Here is a 427-nt window from a genome sequence, read left to right as displayed (position 1 = left end):
GCCTCGATCGTATGTAGCGATGAGACGTCTCCGTCAGACAGCTTGTCCGCGATCGCTAGCGGCTCCTTGGCCCAGACGAGCAGCCCGCTAGCCGCCAGGAGCCGGATCGCCGCTGCCGGATGCGGTCCGCCGATCATCTTGTCTAGCTCGACGCCGACGCGCTCCATCGCGATATGCCGCAACAGCTCCCGGTGACGAAGCATCGCCTGCCAGGTCTGCGCTTCGATCTCGGCGCCGAGCCGGGCTGCGAAGCGGATGCCGCGAAGCATCCGCAGCGCATCCTCCCGCAGTCTGGCATCCGGATGGCCGACGCAGCGGACGACCCGACGGGCCAGATCCGCTTGACCGCCGAACGGATCGACCAGCGAGCCATCGGCGCGCATCGCCAATGCGTTGATCGTAAAGTCGCGGCGCCGCAAATCCTCGG

1 pseudogene is annotated in these 427 nt (G+C 67.2%); it reads right to left on the bottom strand.

Going from position 1 to position 427, the window contains the following annotated elements:
- Positions 1-427, bottom strand: a pseudogene (locus PA598K_RS05230) (CCA tRNA nucleotidyltransferase); the annotation flags it as partial.

This window comes from Paenibacillus sp. 598K, assembly GCF_003851045.1.
GTDB lineage: Bacteria > Bacillota > Bacilli > Paenibacillales > Paenibacillaceae > Paenibacillus_D.
The sequence above is the reverse complement of the archived record's forward strand: the minus strand, read 5'-3'. Positions and strand labels throughout refer to the sequence as shown.